This window comes from Collinsella sp. AF23-4AC (assembly GCF_003462685.1).
GTDB lineage: Bacteria > Actinomycetota > Coriobacteriia > Coriobacteriales > Coriobacteriaceae > Collinsella.
On record NZ_QRVE01000006.1, the window covers coordinates 45,027 to 61,610 of the forward strand.

The 16,584-nt window shown below is 59.9% G+C and carries 20 protein-coding genes; 9 read left to right on the forward strand and 11 right to left on the reverse strand.

What is annotated here, in order from left to right:
* Position 1 precedes the first annotated feature (1 nt).
* Entirely contained in the window at positions 2–427 is a 426-nt protein-coding gene (gene mscL, locus DWY05_RS05005) for a large conductance mechanosensitive channel protein MscL (RefSeq protein WP_117820866.1), read from the forward strand.
* Between the two features lie 119 nt (positions 428–546).
* Here the strand turns inward: mscL and DWY05_RS05010 are convergent, their stop codons facing one another.
* On the reverse strand, positions 547–1,035 hold the full coding sequence (locus DWY05_RS05010; protein ID WP_117820865.1) for an N-acetyltransferase: 489 nt from the start codon (positions 1,033–1,035) through the stop codon (positions 547–549).
* Positions 1,036–1,112: 77 nt separating this feature from the next.
* On the opposite strand from DWY05_RS05010, the gene DWY05_RS05015 reads away from it, so the two are divergent.
* Positions 1,113–1,409 carry a hypothetical protein gene (locus DWY05_RS05015; RefSeq protein ID WP_055310006.1) on the forward strand — a complete coding sequence of 99 codons (297 nt, stop codon included), beginning with the start codon at positions 1,113–1,115 and terminating at the stop codon, positions 1,407–1,409.
* A gap of 48 nt (positions 1,410–1,457) precedes the next feature.
* Here DWY05_RS05015 and DWY05_RS05020 read toward each other — a convergent pair whose 3' ends face one another.
* Positions 1,458–2,162 (reverse strand): class I SAM-dependent methyltransferase, encoded by a 705-nt coding sequence (locus tag DWY05_RS05020; RefSeq protein WP_117820864.1) that lies wholly within the window; start codon positions 2,160–2,162, stop codon positions 1,458–1,460.
* A 63-nt stretch (positions 2,163–2,225) separates the two neighbouring features.
* Positions 2,226–2,369 carry a hypothetical protein gene (locus DWY05_RS09935; protein WP_158558691.1) on the reverse strand — a complete coding sequence of 48 codons (144 nt, stop codon included), beginning with the start codon at positions 2,367–2,369 and terminating at the stop codon, positions 2,226–2,228.
* Positions 2,370–2,598: 229 nt separating this feature from the next.
* Here DWY05_RS09935 and DWY05_RS05025 point away from each other — a divergent pair, with 229 nt between their 5' ends.
* On the forward strand, positions 2,599–3,000 hold the full coding sequence (locus DWY05_RS05025) for a hypothetical protein (protein WP_117820863.1): 402 nt from the start codon (positions 2,599–2,601) through the stop codon (positions 2,998–3,000).
* A 125-nt stretch (positions 3,001–3,125) separates the two neighbouring features.
* On the opposite strand, the gene DWY05_RS05030 is transcribed toward DWY05_RS05025, so the two are convergent.
* A complete protein-coding gene (locus tag DWY05_RS05030) occupies positions 3,126–3,941 on the reverse strand; it encodes a putative RNA methyltransferase (protein ID WP_117820862.1) in 816 nt (271 codons plus the stop codon).
* 178 nt (positions 3,942–4,119) lie between these two features.
* On the opposite strand from DWY05_RS05030, the gene DWY05_RS05035 reads away from it, so the two are divergent.
* Positions 4,120–5,502: an MATE family efflux transporter gene (locus DWY05_RS05035; RefSeq protein ID WP_117820861.1), complete on the forward strand. Its 1,383-nt coding sequence runs from the start codon at positions 4,120–4,122 to the stop codon at positions 5,500–5,502.
* A gap of 27 nt (positions 5,503–5,529) precedes the next feature.
* Here the strand turns inward: DWY05_RS05035 and DWY05_RS05040 are convergent, their stop codons facing one another.
* The gene (locus DWY05_RS05040) at positions 5,530–6,396 is read right to left on the reverse strand and encodes a LysR family transcriptional regulator (RefSeq protein WP_117820860.1); all 867 of its coding nucleotides are present in this window, start codon (positions 6,394–6,396) and stop codon (positions 5,530–5,532) included.
* Between the two features lie 158 nt (positions 6,397–6,554).
* On the opposite strand from DWY05_RS05040, the gene DWY05_RS05045 reads away from it, so the two are divergent.
* Together DWY05_RS05045 and DWY05_RS05050 are read left to right on the forward strand one after the other, a co-directional pair.
* Positions 6,555–7,457, forward strand: coding sequence for a DMT family transporter (locus tag DWY05_RS05045; RefSeq protein ID WP_117820859.1), 903 nt, complete (start codon positions 6,555–6,557; stop codon positions 7,455–7,457).
* A gap of 88 nt (positions 7,458–7,545) precedes the next feature.
* Complete coding sequence (locus tag DWY05_RS05050) at positions 7,546–8,271, forward strand: uracil-DNA glycosylase (protein ID WP_117820858.1); 726 nt, start codon at positions 7,546–7,548, stop codon at positions 8,269–8,271.
* Positions 8,272–8,321: 50 nt separating this feature from the next.
* Here the strand turns inward: DWY05_RS05050 and DWY05_RS05055 are convergent, their stop codons facing one another.
* From DWY05_RS05055 to DWY05_RS05065, 3 genes are all read right to left on the reverse strand, one after another.
* Positions 8,322–9,002 (reverse strand): SDR family NAD(P)-dependent oxidoreductase, encoded by a 681-nt coding sequence (locus DWY05_RS05055; RefSeq protein WP_117820857.1) that lies wholly within the window; start codon positions 9,000–9,002, stop codon positions 8,322–8,324.
* 9 nt (positions 9,003–9,011) lie between these two features.
* The gene (locus DWY05_RS05060) at positions 9,012–9,734 is read right to left on the reverse strand and encodes a VUT family protein (protein WP_022093974.1); all 723 of its coding nucleotides are present in this window, start codon (positions 9,732–9,734) and stop codon (positions 9,012–9,014) included.
* 155 nt (positions 9,735–9,889) lie between these two features.
* Entirely contained in the window at positions 9,890–11,503 is a 1,614-nt protein-coding gene (locus DWY05_RS05065) for a peptide chain release factor 3 (RefSeq protein ID WP_117820856.1), read from the reverse strand.
* 567 nt (positions 11,504–12,070) lie between these two features.
* Between DWY05_RS05065 and DWY05_RS05070 the strand changes: the two genes are divergently transcribed.
* The 3 genes from DWY05_RS05070 to DWY05_RS05080 are packed head-to-tail and all read left to right on the forward strand — an operon-like array spanning position 12,071 to position 14,051.
* Positions 12,071–12,451, forward strand: coding sequence for a GntR family transcriptional regulator (locus tag DWY05_RS05070; RefSeq protein WP_117820855.1), 381 nt, complete (start codon positions 12,071–12,073; stop codon positions 12,449–12,451).
* 23 nt (positions 12,452–12,474) lie between these two features.
* A complete protein-coding gene (locus DWY05_RS05075) occupies positions 12,475–13,356 on the forward strand; it encodes an ABC transporter ATP-binding protein (RefSeq protein ID WP_117820854.1) in 882 nt (293 codons plus the stop codon).
* Positions 13,353–14,051 carry an ABC-2 transporter permease gene (locus DWY05_RS05080; protein WP_117820853.1) on the forward strand — a complete coding sequence of 233 codons (699 nt, stop codon included), beginning with the start codon at positions 13,353–13,355 and terminating at the stop codon, positions 14,049–14,051. Before DWY05_RS05075 ends, DWY05_RS05080 begins: the two co-directional genes overlap by 4 nt.
* Positions 14,052–14,146: 95 nt before the next feature.
* On the opposite strand, the gene DWY05_RS05085 is transcribed toward DWY05_RS05080, so the two are convergent.
* Genes DWY05_RS05085 through DWY05_RS05095 form a run of 3 tightly spaced genes read right to left on the reverse strand, consistent with a single transcriptional unit; the run spans position 14,147 to position 16,572 of the window.
* Positions 14,147–15,451, reverse strand: a complete 1,305-nt coding sequence (locus DWY05_RS05085; RefSeq protein WP_117837217.1) for a chloride channel protein — start codon at positions 15,449–15,451, stop codon at positions 14,147–14,149.
* The gene (locus DWY05_RS05090) at positions 15,409–16,110 is read right to left on the reverse strand and encodes a TIGR00730 family Rossman fold protein (RefSeq protein ID WP_233504003.1); all 702 of its coding nucleotides are present in this window, start codon (positions 16,108–16,110) and stop codon (positions 15,409–15,411) included. Before DWY05_RS05090 ends, DWY05_RS05085 begins: the two co-directional genes overlap by 43 nt.
* A 36-nt stretch (positions 16,111–16,146) precedes the next feature.
* Positions 16,147–16,572 carry a potassium channel family protein gene (locus DWY05_RS05095; protein ID WP_117820851.1) on the reverse strand — a complete coding sequence of 142 codons (426 nt, stop codon included), beginning with the start codon at positions 16,570–16,572 and terminating at the stop codon, positions 16,147–16,149.
* Positions 16,573–16,584: the final 12 nt, after the last annotated feature.

Consider the following 16,584-nt stretch of genomic DNA (forward strand, 5'->3'; position numbering starts at 1 on the left):
CATGAAGGCATTGCTCAACGAGTTCAAGGAATTCATCAACCGCGGCAACGTGATAGACATGGCCGTCGGCGTGATTATCGGCGGCGCATTTACCTCTATCGTGACCTCGCTTACCGATAGCATCATCAACCCGCTTATCTCCGTGATTGCCGGCGGCAGCGCCACTGAGATCTCGGGGCTGGTAGTGCCGGGCACCAATATCGACTTTGGTGCGTTTATCGGCGCATGCATCAACTTTTTGATTGTGGCGGCGATCGTCTTTGCCATCGTCAAGGCCTTCAACAAGGCGCAGGAAATTGGAGACAAGCTCGCCGGCGCCACCGCCGAGGAAGACGCACCGGCACCCGTCTGCCCGTATTGCCTGGAAGAGGTGCACGAAGGCGCGACCAAGTGTTGCCACTGCGGAAGCGAGCTGCCCAAGGAGTAGCGGCCGAGATATGGCACTCGCCCGAGAACGCTGAACACCTCACTCATCGCGATCAACCAAAAATGGCCCCGCTCGGGGTCATTTTCGTTCGCGCGAATTGTTGATACGCGCCCTTGCTCTTATGCCTCGCGCAGCCAATCAAACGCGACGCGCGGCGTACCGTCCGACACATATACGATACCGGCGCGCTTAAACCCCGCCTTAATACTCGCGCCTTGCATGGGCAGGTTATCCTGATGCGTGTCGATACGCAGGTGGTTGGCGCGCTCCTTGGCAAAGGCAAACATCGCAGCCGCGATGCCGTGCGCGGTGCCATCGGACGCCACACGGTGCAGCACGGCGTACGGAGTGTCGCTGCGCCATTGACCGTCCTCAATGACGTCATAGCACTCGTCCGGACCCGGTAAAAAGGCAAACGTCGCCACCACGCGACCGTCGACTTCGCACACATAACTGCCACCAGCGGCAATATCGGCAGCCAGTTGCTCGGCCGAAGGCGTGCCCTCGGGCCACTGCGTGGCGTTGCCATGCGCGCGCATAAAGGCGCGGGCCACGTCATAGATAGCCATGACGGCGGGAGTGTCGGTATCGAGGGTTTTTCTGATCATCACGCGGCGACCTCACGTTTATTGGTATCACTTTGATTGAGCAATGATACCAACGTTTTGAGAAGGGCGCGAAGCAGATGGGAAGCAAAAAGCGAGCCGCCTGGTCAAAGGCCAAAAGCGAGTTTTTAGGCGCTGCCACCGGCGGCGATATGAGCGACCTGTTTGCACGCGAGGACGAGCGCCGCGACGCCCTGGACGCCGAGCGCGATGAAGCTTGGCGCTACAAGTCGTGCGAGCGCAAAAACCGTTACGACACGCGTGCCGAGGCCGAGGCCGTTATGGCCGACTGCGAAAACCGCGGACGCCGCGGGCTGGCCTGCTACAAATGCGAATACTGCGGCGGCTGGCACCTGACGTCGCACCCTTGGAAATAGGCCCCGCATCGACACGGCACCGATGGAGCGTCAACCATCGTACGCAAGCTACGGGCGCGGCGGCACCAAAACATCGTAGCGAACGGCCTTGCCCGCAAGCTGATAGCTCGGCTTAACGCCGGCAAGCAGTGGCCCCTTCACCGGCCGTTTGATAACGACCTTGCGCGGCCGCACCGCAAGCGCGGCTTCGACCAGCGCCTCCTCATCGGCACACGGCTGCTCCAGATGGTGCAAGAGTTGGAACTTCTTTTTCACCGCCGCGCTCTTGGTGCGCTCGGGAAACATGGGGTCCAGATACACCACGTCGGGAGCCGCGAGCTCGCCCTGCCCGATCAACTCAGCTGCATGGCGAAGGCCGGCAATACTGTCCTCGCCCGCATGTAAGCGCATGCGTGACACGGCAGCCGCAAGCGCCGGATCATCTGCCGCGCGATCCAGGGCATCCTGAAGCAGCGCCGCGATCACGCAATCCTGCTCATACAGATCGACGGTAAAGCCCGCGGCCGCCAACAGCAGCGAATCCTCGCCAAAGCCTGCCGTGGCATCAATCGCCCATGGGCACTCGATGCCTTTTGCGCGCGCAGCCTTTACCAACAGCTCTTGCTGCAGACGGCCCTGCTTGAGCCGCGGAAGCATGCGGTCAAAATCGGCACGCAGCTCCATCGTGCCGTCGGTGAGCGTGAGGCCCTCGGACTTCCCGATCAGCTCAAGCCCCGCGGCCCGAGCAACAGAAAAGGGATCGATGACGCCCATGGGCACTCCTTAGCAAGCAAAACGAATACGCGAGTGCCGTTTATGCCAGCACCCAACCGTCCGCTATTGTCCCACATGCGACATGGCCCACAGCATCGCAATGCAAAGCACCGCCATCAATCCCGTGCACACGGCAGCGATCACAGAATCACCCATGCGCCTTCCCAACGACTGCGGCTCACGCACTTGCCCTGCTCCGTACATCATGACTCCTCCTTGAGACCAGCTCCTTGTTACGGCCTCATCATCGCAGCGCCGCACATGGGCTGCCATCGATTTGGCTTACGTCCAGCTTTCCTTTTTGAAAGGTTGGACCGTACAGGCAAGAGACGCTTTCAAACGCATGCATCGCCCCGTTGAACTACAATGTGCTTCACGATATGTGCCGCAACCTGGGTGCGACAGATTCTCCGCGCCCGCATCGAAAGGACCAGCTATGAGCGCCGCTCGCAAGACACTCAAAATCCTTGCCCTGATTTATTTTGTTCTGGGCATCGCCAGTCTCGTCATTGGAATCGCCGGCATCGCGACCGGCAACCTCGATTCCACGTACGGGTCGAACGCCATGCTCGCCGCGGTCGTGCTGGTCGCCAAGGGCCTCATCGATCTCGCCGCAGGTGTTGCGGGCATCAAGGGCGCCAACAAGCCTTCGCAGGTGGATGCTGCGTTTAAGCTCGGCATCGTTGCCGCAATCGCCACGATTGCGCAGGCCGCGCTCACGCTTCCCGCGCTCGGCGGCAGCGCCGTCAATATCGTCGCCTTTGTCATCGTGGTGTACGACCTGTTCTTTGTTCAGCAGGCACACGCCGTTAAGGCCGAGAACAAGGACCGCCTGTAAGCGCTCGCTTCTCATAACCTCTGCAGCCAAGCAACTAAAAAGGGCCGATCGCGCATCTCCGCGGTCGGCCCTTTGCGTTTGCCCAGATAAAACCTGCCAAAATAAACCTGTCCCTTTTTGGTAGGTTAGCAGTGGCGGTACTCGGCGATGATGAAGTCAATATCGGTCTGGAGCGTGTCCAAGTTTGCCAGGCGCTCTTTGTCGGCAGGGCGCGTGCGGTAGTAGTACGGCGTCATCTGGAACACCGCCTCGATGTCTGCCTGGGTCTGGAGCGTAATGTTCGCAGACACCCGCTGCGTTCCGACCAACTCGAGCTCGGTGGTCTTCGGCAGCTTCTCATCGTTAAGGTACGGCGTATCGTAGAGCACCTCCTTGAGCCCAAAGAGATGACGGGCACCCGGCACCACGGTATAGAGTGAGCCCTCTGGAGCCAGCACGCGGGCAAATTCGCGCTCGTTAAAGGGAGCGAAGAGCTCGGTCACCATATCGAAGGTGCCATCGGCCACGGGGATGTCCTTCATGTTGGCCACGAAGTAGGTCGCATCGCCGCGCTTGGCGGCAAGGCGCACCATCTCTTTGCCCAGGTCAAAGCCGTAAGCATCCACGCCCGGCACCGCCCCCATGGCGCTGGTGTAGTAGCCCTCGCCACAGCAAATATCGAGCAACGTCATGGGGCAGTTCGTAGACGCGGCACGTCCAGACACCCGCTCGCGCACCAGCTCGACCATCGCATCGCGCAACGGCGCATAGTAACCGCGGTTCAGAAAGTCGCGACGGCTGCGTGCCTGCGACTTGGGATCGCCCATGGAGTCGCCGCTCTTGGACGAGCGCAGGAGATATAGATAGCCCTCGCGCGCACGGTCAAACCGGTGCCCACCCGCGCATGCAGCACCGCGTTCGTCATCCACCAGCGGCTCATGGCAAACGGGACACAACAACATGGCAACTCCTTAGCGCGAACAACACAACGCCCACCATTGTCGCACGCCTTCCCCGCCTAGTCATTGGGGACGTTCTTGAATGAGTAATCGTTTTAGAACGTCCCCAATGACTAGGCGATTAGGAGTATCATCGTCTGCGCAAATAAGCACAAAAGAGCATGTTAGAGATTGAGAGCGTATGGCTGACACCGTATCTAAGCACATTGACATGACCACCGGATCGCTGTGGCGCAATGTTCCCCTGTTCGCCTTCCCTGTGGCCGCCACGAGCATCTTGGAGCAACTGTCGAACCTCATCGCCACGGTCATCATCGGTAACTTCTCGGGCGACCAGGGAACCCTCGCCATGGCGGCGGTCGGCTCCAATGTTCCGCTTACCAGTCTTATGCTCAACCTGTTTATTGGCATGTCGCTTGGCTCCAACGTGGTCATCGCCAACGCTATCGGCCGCAACGATCAGAACATGGTCAAACGCGCCGTCCATACCTCGATTCTTATGGCACTTGTGGGCTTTGTCGTCATCGCACTGGGCGAGATCTTTGCCGAGCCCATGCTCGCCGCGCTCAACGTTCCCGCCGAAACCATGCCGCTCGCTTCGCTCTACCTACGCGTCTTTTTGCTCAGCATGCCCTCGATCTTGCTTTACAACTTTGAGGCCGCGATCTTCCGCTCCGTCGGCATCACCCGCATGCCGCTGCAGGCGCTTGCCGTGTCCACCGTCCTCAACATTGGCCTGGACCTCATCTTTGTCCCCATACTCCACTGGGGCGTCGCGGGCGTCGCCATCGCCACCGCCATCGCCTACACCGTCAGCGCCGCTACGCTCTTTATCCGCCTGCTCAAGACCGACTCCGTCGTCCGCGTCACCCCGCGCGACCTGGCTATCGACCCCGTCGCCCTCAAGCGCATCGTCAAGATCGGCCTGCCTGCCGGCATCCAAAGCGCCGTCTTTGCCGTCGCCAACATCATCATCCAGTCTGCCATCAACAGCCTGGGCACCGAGGTCATGGCGGCATCGAGCGCCGCCATGAGTCTGGAGTACGTATGCTACAACCTGCTCAACAGCTTTAGCCAGGCTTGCACCACCTTTGTGGGACAAAACCACGGTGCCCGCCAGATCGACCGCTGCACCAAAACGCTCAAGGTCTGCCTGGTCGAAGGCGGTATCGTTGCGCTCACCACGATCATCGTTATTGTCGGCCTGGGGCGCGAGATCCTGTCGCTCTTTAACAGCGATCCCAACATCGTCTCGATCGGCTATATCCGCGTGTGCTCGATCTTCCCGGCGTACGCCTTTAGTATGTTCTACGAAAACATGTCCGGCTACCTGCGCGGCTTTGGCATCTCGCTCATGCCCGCCCTTATCACCATGATCTGTGTCTGCGGCATCCGCTTCTATTGGGTGTTCTGCGTGTTCCCGCACTTCCGCACCTTTGCGAACATCATGATGGTCTACCCCATCAGCCTGGGCACCACGGCATTCTTTATGGTCGTGGCGGTATTGCTCTGCCACCCGGCACGCACCTATCGCGCCACCAAAGCCAAAGCGACAGCCCGCTAAACACCGCACTCAACGCCACGCCAGTCATTAATTGACAATATGCGAGCTCATATAGTCGATAAAGCGCCTCGTGGCGATAGGCATGGTATCCCAGCTGCGCCAGGCTGCCACTACGTCGCGCGAGGGTGCGTGCACGATGGGCCGCACACAAATATCGGCTCGCATGCCCTCCACAGTACGACGGTAGAGCATGCTCACGCCTAGGCCCTCCTCCACCATCGCCATGATGGTGTAGTCGTCAGTCACCTCACTCGTCACGTGCGGCGACAGCCCATGTGTCGCAAATGCATCGAGCACCAGGCTCTGTTCGCCCTCATCCAGCAGCACAAAGGGCTCGGACGCTAGGTCGGCAAGCATCACCTTTTCCTTTGCCGCCAGCGGATGCGCAGCCGGCAGCAGCGCCACCAACTCGTCGTGATAGACCACGCGCTTCTCGAGGCCTGCGGTAAACCCGCGCGCCGTAAAGCAAAAGTCAACCACGCCATCGTGCACCCATTGAGCGTTGCGCGTGTAATCGCCCTGCTTGAGGGTAAAGCGTACGCCCGGGTGCAGCGCCCCAAAGTCGCGGATCACACGCGGCAGCACGGTTCGGCTCACGTTGGTAAACGTCGCGATGCGAATATCGGTCGACGAAAGCCCCAGCAGCTCCTGGCGCTTGCCCTCAAGCTCGGCCTCGGCAGTTACGATTTGGCGCAGGTACGGCAGATACTGCTTGCCGTCGCGCGTAAGCGACACGCCCTGCTTGCCGCGCTCGATAAGCGTGGTACCCAGCTCGCGCTCGAGCGCCTTGACGGCCTGGCTCACCGCGCTTTGTGTGTAGCCCAGCTCATCGGCCGCGCCCTTAAGACTTCCGCGATCGACCACCATACAAACAATCTGATACCGCGATGCCATCGTGCCTCCACATCGATGTAGGCGTAAAACGTTTTGCCAGGGCTTTTTCTGCCAACATTAGCATTTCTTAATCATACTGAAGATACATTCGCTTTACTACATCCACATCTGAGAGCAGAATCCTTTGTGCGAAACCGTTCTGTAACAAAAGGAGTCCCATGGATCGCAAAAAAGCAATCGCGCTCTCATTTTCCGTTCCCGTCGCATGGGGCTTTTCGTATCCCCTCATGAAGATCGGCATGGACAGCATGAACGCCACGAGCATCGTTGCGCTGCGCTGCATCATCGCCTTTGCGGCCTGTCTGCTGCTCTTCCACAAGCACGCGTTGCGCATCAACCGCGACCTTATGGTTCGCGCCGCCATCATCGGTGCCATCATGGCATCCGAGCTCACGTGCATGTGCCTGGGCTCCAGCCTCACCTCCGCCTCCACCGCCGGCTTTTTGCAGAGCCTGACAGTCGTAATCGTGCCGTTTGCCAACGCAGCCCTGCTGCGTCGCGCCCCCGAGCGCAAGGTGCTCGTCGGCACCGCCATCGTCACCTGCGGCATGCTGCTGCTCTCGGGCGCCGACTTTACCAGCCTGAATCCCGGCGCAATCATCATGCTGCTCTCGGCTTTTATCTATGCCAGCCACATTATCGTGGCCAAGCGCTTTGTCGAGGAAGTCGATCCGCTTGCTCTGGGCGTTTGGCAGCTGGGCTTCGGCGGCTTATTCTCGGGTATCGCCGCATTCACCTTTGGCGGTTTCACGCTTCCCGGCACGCCTAGCGAGATTGTCGTTGTCGTCGCGCTCGCACTCATCTGCTCTGCCTATGGCTTTATCACCCAAACGCTCGTGCAGCCCCACGTGCCTGCCGAGACCACCGGCTTCGCCTTCTCGCTCGAGCCGGTATGCTCCGCCGTCTTCTCGTTCTTCCTGGTCGGCGAGGTCCTCAGCCCCATCGCCTTCTTTGGCGCCGCCCTCATCCTCACCGGCGTCATGGTGGCAACCGTCGAACTTCCGCACCTTCGCGCACATGGACAGGCTCGCGTGGCAGGAGCGCCCGAGCACGTCTCGTAGACCCCACTCCTCATACAGCCGTGGCATAAAGGCAACCGGTGCGCCTTTACAATAGATGTCAACAGAGCATCTGACGTAAAGGAGCCCCATGGACGCCGCGACCCGCGACCGCAACATAGCAACTTGGTTGGGCGATGCGCCGCAGCCGGTACGTGACACTACGAACCAGCTGCTCGAGCGCATCGCCCTTTTGCGTGCCGAGCAAACCATCTACCCGGCACAAGACGACATCCTCAATGCCCTCGCCTACACGCCGGCCGACCAGGTCAAGGTTGTCATCTTGGGTCAAGACCCCTATCACGGACCCAACCAGGCCATGGGACTGTCGTTCTCGGTCCCGGCGACGCAAACCAAGTTGCCGCCGAGCCTGCGCAACATCTATAAGGAGCTCAAAGCCGATCTGGGCTGCCCCATCCCCGCCACGGGAGATCTAACGCCATGGGCACTGCAGGGCGTCCTGCTCCTCAACACTACGCTCACCGTGCGCGAGCATGCCGCGAACTCGCACGCCAAGCTGGGCTGGAGCGCGCTCACCGACTACGTTATCGAACGCTGCTGCCAGCTGCCCCAGCCGGTCGTCTTTTTGGCATGGGGCCGCTTTGCCCAGCAGATGGTCGAAGGCAAGCTCGCCGCGACCGGCGCGGGCAAGGCAACCGGCAAGTTCTGCCTGGCCTCCACGCACCCCTCGCCGCTTTCGGCCAACCGTGCCACGGCAGAACTCCCCGCTTTTATGGGATCGCGCCCCTTCTCGGCAGCCAATCGGCTACTCGAGCAGCACGGCTCGACCCCCGTCAACTGGACTTGCCTCGGCTAAAAATCGATACATCAAAAACGCGCCCGACGGCTTTCCATCGGGCGCGTTTCCTATTCAGGCCAAATAAATTGTGTGCGGCCGGCCTCGCCGCCATCGATCAGCAGGCTCTGCCCGGTCATAAACCGGTTGGTCACGCCCACAAAGTAGATCCACTCGGCGATCTCTTGGGCAGTGGCCCAGCGCTTAAGCGGCGTGAGCTCCATAATCTGGTTCCACAGGTGCTCGTCTTCCATCACACAACGGTTGAGCGGCGTGATAACGCCACCCGGGTCCACACTGTTGGCGATGGCCTGCGGCGCCAGACGGTTTGCAAGGTTCTTGGTGTAGGCGATAACGCCACCCTTGCTGGCGGCATAGGCGGGAAACTCCGATCCCGTATGCCCGCTCGCCGACCCCACATTGACCACGGATTTGATAGCCGGCGCAGGCTTGGCGGCAAGCCCCTCCCCCACAAAGGCGTAGTGCTCGGTCACGTTGATGGTGCCACGCAGGTTGGCAGCGATATCGTCGGCCGAATCCTGCGTACCGGCAACGTTCACGATTACCTGGGGTTCAAGGTCGCCTGGAAACGAGTCCGGCTCGCGTACATCAACGATCAGATGGCGGTAGCGCTCGTGTTCGATCGCCGCCGGCAGCAGATCAAAGCCCACGACCTCGTGGCCCTCGTCCAAAAAGCGCTGCACGCACGCGGCTCCGATACCGCCCGAAGCGCCCGTGATCAAAACCCGCATACTTGCTCCTTAGGCGGTTGCGTGGCGCTCGAGGTACTCGGAACCCACATTCTCGCGCTCCCAGCCGCGCACGACCTTGTAGCCCACGGGGCTCAGGAAGACCTCGCACAGCAGCTCGGCGACAGCGCCGGTCAGTGAGCACATAAGGACCTGCACCCAGGTCCAACCAAAGAACGTGTGGCTCACCACAATGGCAAAGACCAGGTTGTCGATAAACTGGCCAACACCCGTGGACACATAGGAGCGGAAGGCGAAGCTCGCAAAATTATTCTTTTTGAGCATGCGGCCGAGCGACTGGTTGAGCGTGGAGTTAACCACGGCAGAGACGAGCATTGCCAGCGAAGAGCCCAGCACCACGTACCAGGTGCCACCGATGGTAGCGTTAAGGGCAGTGTTAACCTCGATCATGCCCGTGTCGTAGTAGGCGCCCCACATACCGGGCGTGAGCGAGCATGCCCAAAAGCACAGGCTCACGGCCAGGTTGACCAGCAGCGCGAGGATAGAGATTTTGATGGATGCCTTGGCGCCAAAGCGTTTGCAGATCATGTCCTGGCACAAAAACGAAACCCAGCTCACCACAAAGCCGCAATCGAGTGCCAGATACGGCAGGCTGATGAGCTCTTTGTTGGCCAGCAGGTTCATCATGATGACACTCACGAAAAACAGCGAAACCGTTGCCGCGGGAATGCTCCGCAACAGGACCTTGTAGTCCTCCATGACCTTCTTGATCATTATGTACTCCTTTGGTTTTAGGTTTAACGAGCAGGATATCGGACCCGAACTGCTCGGACGCCCCGGTCTTGAGACGACGGTGGTATGATAGCCGCTCACACGGCATCAGGCAAGCAAACGGCGCGGCAGCCCCGCAGGGCCACCGCGCCGATGCGTTAAAACGCTACGTTGCCAAACTCCGACAGGATAAGGTCGGGGTTGTGGTCGGTTGCCCAGTCCACGTTCCACGGGCTCGTGAACAGCAGCAGCTTACCGCCGCGCATATCCTCGACACGAAGCGTGTCGCGCGTGAGCGAAAGGGCCGGGATATCGATGGTATCGGGGTCGTTCTGGATCCAGCGGATGTCCGTATAGGGCAGCGGCTGGCGACGAACCTCAACACGGTACTCGGCCTTGAGGCGGCGCTCGAGCACCTCAAACTGCAGCACACCGACCACGCCCACGATGACGCTCTCCATGCCGGCACCCAACTCGCGGAAGATCTGGATGGCGCCCTCCTGGGCAAGCTCCTCCATGCCCTTGACGAACTGCTTGCGCTTGAGCGTGTCGACCTGCGTAATACGAGCGAACATCTCGGGGGCAAACGTCGGGATCTGCGGATACTGCACGTGGCGCTTGCCAGAGCACACGGTGTCGCCGATGCTAAAGATGCCCGGATCGAACAGGCCCACGATATCGCCCGCGTACGCCTCGTCCACGATGGCGCGGTCATCGGCCATCATCGACGTGCCCGTGGCAAGCTTGAGCTTGCGGTTGCCCTGCACGTGGAAGGCATCCATGCCGCGCTCGAACTTGCCCGAGCAAATGCGCACAAAGGCGATGCGGTCGCGGTGGTTCTTGTCCATGTTGGCCTGGATCTTAAACACAAAGCCGCTAAAGTCGTCGCGGCAGGGATCGACCGGTTCGCTGGTGAGCGTATCGGTATAGGCGCGCGGCGTCGGGGCCAGACGCAGGAACTCCTTGAGGAAGGGCTCCACGCCAAAGTTGGTAAGCGCCGAGCCAAAGAACGCCGGGCTCAGCTTGCCGCAGGCCACGGCGTCCAAGTCGAGCTCGTCGCCGGCACCATCGAGCAGCTCGATGTCGTCCATCAGGTTCTTATGGTTCTCCTCGCCGATAAGCTCGTCCATGGAAGGATCGCCCAGCTCGGCCTCGACCTCGGCGACCTTCTTGGTGGCGTTGGCGTGACCGTCGCCCTCAAAGGCAATGACGCGACGGGTCTGACGATCGAACACACCGCGGAAGTTGCGGCCGCTGCCGATCGGCCAGTTCATGGGATACGTATTGATACCCAGGACGTTCTCGATCTCTTCCATGAGCTCAAACGGATCGCGAGCCTCGTGGTCGAGCTTGTTCACAAAGGTGAAGATGGGAATGTGGCGCAGCGTACAGACCTTAAAGAGCTTTTTGGTCTGGGCCTCGACGCCCTTGGCGCCGTCGATGACCATGACTGCGGCGTCGGCGGCCATAAGGGTACGGTAGGTATCCTCCGAGAAGTCCTGGTGGCCGGGGGTATCGAGGATGTTGACGCAGGCGCCGTTGTAGGTGAACTGCAGCACCGAGGAGGTAACGGAAATGCCGCGCTCCTTCTCGATGTCCATCCAGTCCGAAACGGCATGCTTGGCCGAGCTCTTGCCCTTGACCGAGCCGGCGGTCTGGATGCTGCCGGTATAGAGCAGCAGCTTCTCGGTAAGCGTGGTCTTACCGGCGTCCGGGTGGCTGATGATCGCGAATGTGCGGCGCGACGAGATTTCATCCGACAGGCTTGCCATGCGGATCCTTTCTTGCATTGAGTGCATTACGTCGTTGTAACCGTATTATTGTAGCCGCGAAATCTCGCTCTAGGGCGCCTATCAGGACAAATTCATCAGTCAGAACGTGAACGGCTAGTTATCGAAAGTATTCTGCAGCAGACTGTCTCAATCTGTAACAGCAGAGCTTATTTGCCCCCCCCTATCTGTTACAGATTGAGACAAACGAACTTGTCCGCCGGCACAATCTCAATCTGTAACACCTGGCCGCCCAAATTGGGTCTAGCTGTTACAAATCGAGATAAACGGAAAGGCAGGCAGCCAATGTCTCGTTCTGTAACATCTAGCCGCGCAAATCGACTCTTACTGTTACAGATTGAGACAAATAGGCAGGCGGGAAAATAACATCTCAATCTGTAACAGCTGGCGACCAAAAACGGACCCAGATGTTACAGATTGAGATTGTTTTGGAGCAAGCGCGGCGCCGATGGTCTATTCCACATTTAGCTCTTGCATAACTGTGCATAGTGTATATATACTGTGCTTACCGGTTATATACACGTGTAGCCCAACAGCTAAGGAGCCGCTGTGGACATCATCCTATCCAATTCGAGCGATAAGCCCATCTACGAGCAGATAACCTCGCAGGTCAAAGCTCAGATCTTATCGGGCACGCTCGCTGCGGGAGCCAAACTCCCCAGCATCCGTGCACTCGCGAGCGACCTGGGCGTGAGCGTAATCACCACCAAGCGTGCCTACGCCGACTTGGAGCAGCTTGGCTTTATCTGCACCGTGCAGGGCAAGGGCTGTTTTGTCGCCGAGGGCAACCAGGAGCTTTTGCGCGAAAACCAGCTCTGCCATATCGAAGAGCTACTTGCGAAAGCGGCGAGCCAAGCCGAAACCCTGGGCGTCACGCGCGACAAACTGCACGAGATGCTCGACCTGGTAGCCCCCGAAACCATGCAGTAGCCATCTGCAAGAAAGGCTATACCATGCAAAACTTGCTTGAACTCAAAGGCATCTCACACGCTGTAAGCGACCGCTTTTCGCTGCGCGACGTCACGCTTGCCGTGGAGCCTGGCCAGATCATCGGCTTTGTTGGTGCCAACGGTGCTGGCAAAACAACGACGATTCGAGCTGCTCTCGGGCTTATAAAGCTCGATGCCGGCGAAGTGCACCTGTTTGGGCAGCGCTGTGGCGCCGACGCGCCCGATGAGTCGCAACGCCATCTACGCTCCCGCGTCGGTCTTGTCCTGGACACGTGCCCCTTCCCCTCCACGCTCAAGGTGGGCCAGATCGAGTCGCTCGTAGGCCCAGCGTACCCCACGTGGGACCGCGAAACGTTCGCCGGATTCATCAACCGATTTGGCCTCGATCCCAAGACAAAGGTCAAGGACCTCTCCCGCGGCATGGGCATGAAACTGCAGCTTGCCTGTGCGCTCAGTCACAAGGCCAAGCTGCTCGTTTTGGACGAAGCCACCGCGGGCCTCGATCCCATGGCACGCGAGGAACTGCTTGATGAGCTGCTTGCCTTTGTCGCCGACGGCCAGCACAGTGTGCTGCTCTCGAGCCACATTACGTCCGACCTCGATCGCACCGCTGATCGCGTCATCTGCATCGATAATGGCTCGATTATTTTTGACCTGCCGCGCGAGGACATTACCGACCGCGCCGGCATCGCCCACTGCACCCAATCGCAGGCTGCCGAGCTTATGGCTTGCGTCGAAGGCGCCCGTGCCGCCCGTCACGCCTACAGCGTGGACGTACTCGTACCCAACCGTCGCGAAACGCTCGAGGCCTTTCCCGAGATTCCCTGCGATCGGGCAACCATTGATGACTATCTGCGCCTCATACTGAAAGGGGCTTCGAAATGAAACGCGCCTTTATGTCCGAACTCGCCATCGTTCGCACGCTCATCCCGAGCATTGCGGGCGTCGGCTTGTTCATCTTCGTTGTGCTGACGCTCGTCAACGCGTCGGATGGCGATTCCGGTATGAGCGCCGGCGCCTGCGCCGTCAGTGCCATGTCGCCCATCATAGTCATGAACTCACTGGCCGGTTTCGACAATCAAAACGGTTGGGAGCGCTACCGGGCAACGCTGCCCTTCTCGCGCAAAGACATCATCCGCGCACGCTACCTGAGCGTTATTGTCTTCTCCGCCGTCATGGCATGTGCAGCTACGCTTTTGAGCATCGCCTCCATCCCGCTCTTCAACAGCGCGGGCATTCCTTCGACGGGACAGACGGTCTTTGAAATCGCAATCGCCTCGGCAGCATCGATGCTCATCTCCCTCATGATGGTGTTTTTGGCGCAGCCGCTGTTCTTTCGATTTGGTCACATGGAGGCGCTGCGCCTATCCGTTGGCCTGTTTGCCCTGCTTGGTTGCGGCACCATGGCCACGCTGAGCTCCTCCAACCCCATCAGCAACTGGCTCATGTCGATTGCCGGAGCGAATCCCGATCCTGCCGTTCTTGGCTGCCTGTGCGCAGGAATTGCCGTACTGGCCCTCGCGCTATGTGCAGTCAGCTGTACCGTCAGCACCAAGGTTTATCAAGTACGCGATCTGTAGGCACGCGAAACTCGACCTATGCAGGCCACTATCGGTCGCAATCGCCCATCCGCAAATCCGTGACAAACGGCATGTCCCCGGCGTGCGTCACCGTGCTACTTACGCAGCGGCTTGGGCAGCGGAATGCCAGCGGCGATAACGGCGGCGATGATCATGCAGACGATGCCCTTGAGCGGGAAGCACATAAGCAGCAGGCCCACAACCATGACAGGCTGGCGCATGACCGCACCCATCGTCGATGCCGTGCAGACGGCGACGCAAAAGACCGGATCTGCGCCGGTGAGGATGGCAAGGCCATAGCCCAGGCTTACGCCCGAGAAGATAACGGGGAAGAAGTGGCCGCCGCGCCAACCAAGGTTGATGAGGGCGGGCGTCAGCATGGCCTTAACAAGACCGGTCGCGATAAGCACGCCGGCGGGAATGGTGAGGTAGGTCTCCATAAGTACATCGGCCTGGGTCTCGCCGGCAAACATGGTGTAGGGCAAGACCGTGCCGCAGATGGCGAGCGCCAGACCGGCCAGCATGGCCCTGACGACAGGACGCTCCCCTATTGCATGGGACAGCGCCTCGCTCGCGTGCTCCGAGACAAAGTACAGCCAGCCGCAAACGGTGCCAACCAACGCCAGCGGGATGAGCCAGGCAAGCTCCAGGTTGCCCACCTCGGCGGCCTCGAACCTGGGCATGCCCATGCCGCCGCCCATAACCTGGCCGAGCAGCAGATAGGTGCCCAGGCCGCCGGCAATCGCAATACCGTAGACCACAGTCTTCTGTGCCTTGGGCAGTTTGATGGTGATCTCGCCGGACGCGGACCCATCGCCGGCGTCTTCGCCCTGGCCGTCGGCGCTACCGGCGAGCGGCGCCACAAAGCCAAAGACGGGCGCGGTAAAGAGCGCCGTCAGCGCGGCCTGGGTGCCCAACAGCGTGAGCTCCCTGAACTCGGCGCCAAAGCGGCGCATGCGGTCGCCGACCCAGCTGCACAGACCCGCGATAACGCCGGTCAGGCCGGCCTCCGGTCCAATACTTCCGCCAAACAGCAGCGGCAGCAATGCCGCGAGCGAAAGCTTGCCCAGGTTGTCGTACGGGTAGCGCCCGTCTTGCTTAACCTTAGCCATCACCTGGTTGAGGTCGTCGGTCTTGGTGCCCGTAAGCTTTTCGTACAGGCCGATCAGCAGGCCGCCCAGCAGGCAGACGAAAAACGGATACGGCAGAAAACCGAACGGGCCGCTGGCGAGTTCGGGCGACGCCGCGCCCAGCATGTGGGGGATCTCGGTCCACAGATAGTCGATACCGTGCTCCATCGCAAAAAAGAACAGCCAGACCGCGGCACCTGCGAACGCACCGGTCACGGCAACGCTCATTAAAAACAGCGCGCGGTTTTTGGGTTTGGCAAGGCTATCCATCGGGTCCTCCCGCGGTCAAAGTCGACATAGATACGTTTTATTGTAGAGCGAGCGTTGCCCAGACAAGCCAACCATCCGCGCTGCAAACGGCACCATTGGGAGTCATAGCGGAACAGGCTCAAGACTTGTCCGTTAATAATCGAGGCAATCTCGCGCAAATCGTCGGCAAAGTAGATGCCTTGTTGGCGCTGCGGACTCGACAATGCCTTTTCGATCATGTGCCCGAGCAGGGCTTTGAGGTCGTTGTAGTACCCACCCAGGTTGTACAGAATGCACGGAGCACTCAGGTGCCCCAACGATACCGCGGACATAACCTCGGCAATCTCCTCGAGCGTGCCCGTCCCACCGGGAAAGGCGATGAACGCATCACCGAGCTCGATCATCTTGGCTTTGCGCTCGGCCATGTCACTTGTAACGATAAGGTCGTCGATGCCCTCGTGCTGGAACTCCGCCTCGATAAAAAAGCTCGGCTCAACGCCCGTCACGTGTCCACCTGCCTCGAGTACGCTATCGGCGAGCGCGCCCATCAGGCCCGATTTGGACCCGCCGTATACCAGCGCGTGCCCGTTGGAGCCAATCCAGTTGCCCAGCTCTTGCACCGCAGGCAGAAACGCCGGGTCATTGCCGACGCTGGCGCCCAGGTATACCGTGATATTCATATTCAGTCCCCCTCGTCGTGACGCGCGGCGCCCGTTCTAGCGTTGGCGTCGGCGATATTCGCGCACACGGCGCGACAGGTCGGCGAGCTCGTCACGATCGAGCTCTTCCAAATGCTCCAGATCGTCCATAAAGCGCGCCATGGTGTCCTTTTGGCGCAGCTTGATGAGCATATTGCAGTAGTTCACCGCCACACCCGTGAGCATGGCGATGTAGAAGATGCTGATAACGCTCAGGACGACGGTAATAGCGCGAGCGACCGGCGTTTCGGCCGGGATATCGCCAAAGCCGATGGTCGAGACCGTCTCAAAGCTAAACCAGAGACCATCGCCAAACGTGAGGGTCGTGGGCTCGGACAGCCAGACAGCCGTCGAGCACAGCAGATAGAAGATAAGAAACAGGCCCGTGATGCGCGCAAAGCCAGCCTGGCGCAACACGTCGGCAAGCGTCCTCAACTTGTTCATCGCGACCCCTTT

Bases quoted from the DNA above. Each gene is read 5' to 3' on its own strand.
- mscL (WP_117820866.1), top strand. From the start codon at position 2: ATGAAGGCATTGCTCAACGAGTTCAAGGAATTCATCAACCGCGGCAAC.
- DWY05_RS05035 (WP_117820861.1), top strand. From the start codon at position 4,120: ATGGCTGACACCGTATCTAAGCACATTGACATGACCACCGGATCGCTG.
- DWY05_RS05015 (WP_055310006.1), top strand. From the start codon at position 1,113: ATGGGAAGCAAAAAGCGAGCCGCCTGGTCAAAGGCCAAAAGCGAGTTT.
- DWY05_RS05010 (WP_117820865.1), bottom strand. From the start codon at position 1,035: ATGATCAGAAAAACCCTCGATACCGACACTCCCGCCGTCATGGCTATC.
- DWY05_RS05040 (WP_117820860.1), bottom strand. From the start codon at position 6,396: ATGGCATCGCGGTATCAGATTGTTTGTATGGTGGTCGATCGCGGAAGT.
- DWY05_RS05075 (WP_117820854.1), top strand. From the start codon at position 12,475: ATGCAAAACTTGCTTGAACTCAAAGGCATCTCACACGCTGTAAGCGAC.
- DWY05_RS05050 (WP_117820858.1), top strand. From the start codon at position 7,546: ATGGACGCCGCGACCCGCGACCGCAACATAGCAACTTGGTTGGGCGAT.
- DWY05_RS05030 (WP_117820862.1), bottom strand. From the start codon at position 3,941: ATGTTGTTGTGTCCCGTTTGCCATGAGCCGCTGGTGGATGACGAACGC.
- DWY05_RS09935 (WP_158558691.1), bottom strand. From the start codon at position 2,369: ATGATGTACGGAGCAGGGCAAGTGCGTGAGCCGCAGTCGTTGGGAAGG.
- DWY05_RS05095 (WP_117820851.1), bottom strand. From the start codon at position 16,572: ATGAACAAGTTGAGGACGCTTGCCGACGTGTTGCGCCAGGCTGGCTTT.
- DWY05_RS05085 (WP_117837217.1), bottom strand. From the start codon at position 15,451: ATGGATAGCCTTGCCAAACCCAAAAACCGCGCGCTGTTTTTAATGAGC.
- DWY05_RS05055 (WP_117820857.1), bottom strand. From the start codon at position 9,002: ATGCGGGTTTTGATCACGGGCGCTTCGGGCGGTATCGGAGCCGCGTGC.
- DWY05_RS05020 (WP_117820864.1), bottom strand. From the start codon at position 2,162: ATGGGCGTCATCGATCCCTTTTCTGTTGCTCGGGCCGCGGGGCTTGAG.
- DWY05_RS05065 (WP_117820856.1), bottom strand. From the start codon at position 11,503: ATGGCAAGCCTGTCGGATGAAATCTCGTCGCGCCGCACATTCGCGATC.
- DWY05_RS05060 (WP_022093974.1), bottom strand. From the start codon at position 9,734: ATGATCAAGAAGGTCATGGAGGACTACAAGGTCCTGTTGCGGAGCATT.
- DWY05_RS05080 (WP_117820853.1), top strand. From the start codon at position 13,353: ATGAAACGCGCCTTTATGTCCGAACTCGCCATCGTTCGCACGCTCATC.
- DWY05_RS05045 (WP_117820859.1), top strand. From the start codon at position 6,555: ATGGATCGCAAAAAAGCAATCGCGCTCTCATTTTCCGTTCCCGTCGCA.
- DWY05_RS05090 (WP_233504003.1), bottom strand. From the start codon at position 16,110: ATGAATATCACGGTATACCTGGGCGCCAGCGTCGGCAATGACCCGGCG.
- DWY05_RS05025 (WP_117820863.1), top strand. From the start codon at position 2,599: ATGAGCGCCGCTCGCAAGACACTCAAAATCCTTGCCCTGATTTATTTT.